The sequence below is a fragment of the uncultured Campylobacter sp. genome, assembly GCF_937949835.1.
GTDB lineage: Bacteria > Campylobacterota > Campylobacteria > Campylobacterales > Campylobacteraceae > Campylobacter_B.
In genome coordinates this window covers 1-4,678 of the sequence record NZ_CALEDC010000506.1, presented here as the reverse complement: position 1 = coordinate 4,678, position 4,678 = coordinate 1, and the positions used below count along the sequence as shown (strand labels likewise).

Here is a 4,678-nt window from a genome sequence, read left to right as displayed (position 1 = left end):
TATCTCACACTTTTCTACGATCGTTTCTATCTGTATCTTGCACTCTTTTATGCGCGCGATTTAGTTTTTGGCGCTAAATTTAAGCAATATAAACCCCGCGGCACCCGAAACTACCGAACCTAGCAAGATAGCGAGCTTGTCGGTGTAGGCAAAGGCGTCCGTGTCGTTGTAGGCTAGGCCGTTAACGAAAAGGCTCATCGTAAATCCTACGCCGCAAAGTAGCGCGATGCCGTAAAGTTGGATGAAATTTGACCCCTCCGGTAGCTTGGCTAGCTTAAATTTGATCGCCAAAAAGCTAAAAGAAAATACCCCGACTTGCTTGCCGACGAAAAGCCCCAGCGCCGTGCCTAGCGCGACCGGAGACAAAATCTCGTCCAGTCCGACGCCTCGCAGTGAGATGCCTGCGTTTACGAAGGCAAATATCGGCAGCACGCCAAACGCTACCCAGCCGTGCAGGTCGTGCTCGATGCTTTTTAGCATAGATTTGCCCGGCTCGTCTTTAAAGCTAAGCGGTATGAAAAAGGCCGCCACGACGCCGGCAAGCGTGGCGTGAACGCCTGATTTTAGCACTGCTACCCACATCACCGCGCCTACGATCAGATACGCCGCCTTGCTCTTTACACCGAGTCTGTTTAGCACGAAAAGCGCGGCTAGACAAACGCTCGCGACCGCAAGCATTTGGGCGTTAAGCTCGCTCGTGTAAAATAGCGCGATAATCACGATCGCGCAAAGGTCGTCGACGATCGCTAGCGTCATGAGGAAAATTTTTAAACTAGTCGGTACGCGAGGCCCGAGTAAGCTCAAAATCCCCAGAGCAAACGCGATATCCGTCGCCGTCGGTATCGCCCAGCCGCCAAGCGCGAAGGAGTCGTGCTTCGTAAAAAGATAGAAGATAACCGCGGGCACTATCAGGCCGCCTGCCGCGCCGATCGCTGGCAGCGCGATTTGCGACGGATTTTTTAGCTCGCCCTCCAGCACCTCGCGCTTTAGCTCAAGTCCGATGAGAAAGAAAAATACCGCCATCAACCCGTCGTTCACCCACAAGATCAGGGGTTTGCTTAGTCCGTATGCGCCGAAGCTCATGGTAAATTTGGTATTTAAAAATTCGTTGTAAAAATCGCTCAAAAACGTATTTTGACACAGTAGCGCCGCGACCGTAGCGATCATCAGCAAAATCCCGCCGCTAGCTTCGTGTTTTAAAAACTCTTTTATTCCGCCCATTTTGCTTCCTTTTTATAAATTTTGGCGATTATAGCGTATTTTTACGCTCGCATAAAATTCGGGCGAATTTGGCTATAATCAAGTCAAATTTAAAGGTAAATTTAGTAGACGCGTCGCTAAAATTTGCCATGCCGCGCTTGCGGGAGCGGGACGCTTGCACACGGTTTTTATAAATTAAGGAGCGAAAATGAATGAAATTTTAGATATATGTAAGCGTGCAAAGGCTGTTTGCGGCGAGCTTTTGAGACTTGATAGCAGGGCTAAATTTGAAATTTTAAACGCCGTGGCGGACGAGCTGCTAGCGCAAAAAGAGGCTATAAAAGCGGCAAACGCCAAAGACCTTGCAAACGGCGAGGAATCGGGCCTCCGCGCAGCGATGCTAGACCGTCTAAGGCTAACGGACGCCCGTATCGAGGCTATGGCGCAGGGCGTGCGCGAGGTGGCGGGCTTTGCCGAGGTCGTAGGCGAAAATTTAGGCGGCTGGAGCCATCCAAACGGTATGCAAATCAGCCGCGTGCGCGTGCCGCTGGGGGTGCTCGGCATCATCTACGAAAGCCGCCCAAACGTCAGCATCGACGCGGCGGCTTTGGCGCTAAAAAGCGGCAACGCGGCGATCCTGCGAGGCAGCGCCAGCGCGCTAAATTCAAACATCTTTTTAGTAAATTTATTTAACGAAGCGGGGGTGAAATTCGGCTTACCGACGGGCGCAGTGCAGCTCGTGGAGAGCGCCGAACGCGAAGTAGTGGCGCAAATGGCGAAAATGAGCGAGTATATCGACGTTTTGATACCGCGCGGCGGCAAGAGCTTAAAAGATTTTATCGCGCAAAACGCGACCGTGCCGATCATCATGACGGGCGCGGGGGTGTGCCACATTTTCGTCGATGAGAGCGCAAATTTAAAGCAGGCCGCAAAGATAATCAAAAACGCCAAAACCCAGCGCCCGAGCGTCTGCAACGCCGTTGAGTGCGTGCTTTTACACGAGCGCGTGGCGGGCGAAATTTTGCCTGAGCTGGTGCGCGAGATGCCCGAGGTCGAGTTTCGCGTGAGCGAGCAGCTTTTGAGCGCGTGCGCGGATCTGCGAAACGCAAAAAACGTCAAGCTCGCAGGCGAGAGCGACTTTGGCGCCGAGTTTTTGGATCTCGTGCTAGCCGTGCGCGCGGTGCGGGATACGGATGAGGCGATAAGCTTTATAAATGCGCATTCTAGCGGGCATTCGGACGCGATTTTAAGCGCGGATTACGCGAACGTCGAGCGGTTTTTAAACGAAGTGGGCAGCGCGATCGTCTATGCCAACGCATCGACGCGTTTTAGCGACGGCAGCGAGTTTGGATTCGGCGGCGAGATCGGCATCAGCACGCAAAAGCTGCACGCCAGAGGGCCGATGGGGGTGAGGGAGCTCACGACCTATAAATACGTCGTCCGCGGAGGCGGGCAAATTCGCTAGCGGCTCGTCTTTTTCAAAAGGATCATCTTGCGAGCGCTTTTGAGAGAAATTTTGCTTCTCTTGCGCTCGCAACTGCAAGCAGAAGTCTAGCTTGCGCAAAATTTTAGCTTCCAACTCAAAAAATCGCCTCGAAATACTTGCAAATCTTATTTTGTATCGCAGGCTAAATTCGGTCTGTGATACTTTTACCTAATAAACTTGAAATTTTATAAATCACCTCTGTCAAAATTTTAAAAATATATGAGCTAAAGTTTTGTCATACAGGCGAAATTTTGTATCACGTCTTACTAAAATTTAAAATTTTAATAAAAATTATATATTCCGCACGATATAATCGCGCATCTGCTCGCAGCGCGAGCGATAGCTAAATTTCAAGGAGATTCAATGAAAATATTTAAAGCCCTGCTCGCAACAGCGCTGATCACCGCCACCCTAAGCGCTAAGACGCTCAAAGAGGGCACGCTCGTAATAGCCACGGAGGGGACTTACTCGCCGTATTCTTTCTATGATGAGAAAAATAATCTTACCGGCTTTGATGTCGATATCGCTCGCGCACTGGCAAAAGAGCTAGGGCTAAAGGCGGAATTTTTAACCGCGCCGTGGGATGCGATGCTCGCGGCATTTGACGCAGGCAAAGCGGACATAGCGATGAATCAAGTAAGCATCACGCAGGAGCGCAAGAAAAAATATAATTTCAGCGAGCCTTATACCGTGGCTTATGCTGCGCTGGTAGTGCGAGCTGATAACGAGGAGATTAAGAGTTTTGCGGATCTTAAAGGCAAAAAAAGCGTCCACTCCGCTACCAGTAACTGGGCTGACATGGCGCGCAGCTATGGCGCCGAGATCGTTACGGCAGACGGATTTAGCAAGGGCGTGGAGCTCATCATAGCTCGTCGCGCAGACGCTACGATCAACGACAATATCACATTTTTCGACTATATGAAGCAGCGCCCGAACGCCCCGCTAAAGATCGCAGCTCAAGGCAATGAGCCGATCTATTCCGCTGTGCTGCTTAAAAAGGATGACGAGCTGACGGCGCAGATAAATTCCGCGCTAAAATCGCTAAAGCAAAAAGGCGTGCTGAAAGAAATTTCACTTAAATATTTTGGCAAAGACATTACGGAATAAATTCTACGACCGCTTAGTTGAAGCGTGGAATTTTAAACTTGGTTGGGCGGAATTTTGCATTTTAAATTTCGCTCATAAAATTTTGGAGGAATTATGAAAAATTTAATAAAAACTTTGCTTGCGTGCGCGCTTTTAATATGCGGCGCAAACGCTAAAACGCTACGCGAAGGCACGCTTAAAGTAGCTACGGAAGGCACCTTTTCGCCATTTTCGTATTATAACGACAAAAATGAGCTCGTAGGATACGACGTAGATGTCGCGCGCGCAGTCGCCGAAAAACTTGGCCTAAAAATAGAATTTCTAACCGCGCCTTGGGATGCGATGCTTGCAGCATTTGACGCAGGCAAGGCAGACGCTGTGTTTAATCAAGTAAGCATCACTGATGAGCGCAAGAAAAAATATGAGTATTCTGTGCCCTACACCGTCGTTTACGGAGCTATCATCGTGCATAAAGATAACAACGACATTAAAAGCTTCGAGGATTTAAAAGGCAAGAAAAATGCAGACTCCGCTACCAGCAACTGGGCGCAAGTCGCTAAGAAATACGGCGCGCAAAACGTAACTGTAGATAGTTTTGCTAAAAGTATGGAGCTGCTGATCGCTCGCCGCGTAGATACTGTCGTGCGCGATAATACCGTATTTTACGACTTTTTAAAACAACGCCCGGACGCTCCGATTAAAATCGCCGCAAAGCTAAAAGATGTCGATTATAGCGCTGCAATCGTGCAAAAGGGCAATAAAGAGCTCGCAGATCAAATCAGCAAAGCCCTAAACGAACTCAAAGCCGAAGGCAAGCTAAAAGAAATTTCGCTTAAATATTTCGGCAAAGATGTGAGTGAATGAACGAAACAAGCAGAATTCTAGAGCTTGTTAGCAGCTCGCTAG

The 4,678-nt window shown here is 49.3% G+C and carries 4 protein-coding genes; 3 read left to right on the top strand and 1 reads right to left on the bottom strand.

Annotated features, from left to right (window positions below):
• Positions 1-60: 60 nt before the first annotated feature.
• Complete coding sequence (gene nhaA, locus Q0256_RS11270) at positions 61-1,221, bottom strand: Na+/H+ antiporter NhaA (protein ID WP_297963165.1); 1,161 nt, start codon at positions 1,219-1,221, stop codon at positions 61-63.
• A 187-nt stretch (positions 1,222-1,408) separates the two neighbouring features.
• Between nhaA and Q0256_RS11265 the strand changes: the two genes are divergently transcribed.
• The 3 genes from Q0256_RS11265 (at position 1,409) to Q0256_RS11255 (ending at position 4,636) form a co-directional block, all read left to right on the top strand.
• Positions 1,409-2,665 (top strand): glutamate-5-semialdehyde dehydrogenase, encoded by a 1,257-nt coding sequence (locus Q0256_RS11265; protein ID WP_297963162.1) that lies wholly within the window; start codon positions 1,409-1,411, stop codon positions 2,663-2,665.
• A 384-nt stretch (positions 2,666-3,049) separates the two neighbouring features.
• The gene (locus Q0256_RS11260) at positions 3,050-3,793 is read left to right on the top strand and encodes an amino acid ABC transporter substrate-binding protein (protein WP_005871289.1); all 744 of its coding nucleotides are present in this window, start codon (positions 3,050-3,052) and stop codon (positions 3,791-3,793) included.
• A 93-nt stretch (positions 3,794-3,886) separates the two neighbouring features.
• Positions 3,887-4,636 (top strand): amino acid ABC transporter substrate-binding protein, encoded by a 750-nt coding sequence (locus Q0256_RS11255; protein ID WP_291939916.1) that lies wholly within the window; start codon positions 3,887-3,889, stop codon positions 4,634-4,636.
• Positions 4,637-4,678: the final 42 nt, after the last annotated feature.

Coding starts and splice junctions, on each gene's coding strand:
- nhaA (WP_297963165.1), bottom strand. CDS start 1,221: ATGGGCGGAATAAAAGAGTTTTTAAAACACGAAGCTAGCGGCGGGATT.
- Q0256_RS11265 (WP_297963162.1), top strand. CDS start 1,409: ATGAATGAAATTTTAGATATATGTAAGCGTGCAAAGGCTGTTTGCGGC.
- Q0256_RS11260 (WP_005871289.1), top strand. CDS start 3,050: ATGAAAATATTTAAAGCCCTGCTCGCAACAGCGCTGATCACCGCCACC.
- Q0256_RS11255 (WP_291939916.1), top strand. CDS start 3,887: ATGAAAAATTTAATAAAAACTTTGCTTGCGTGCGCGCTTTTAATATGC.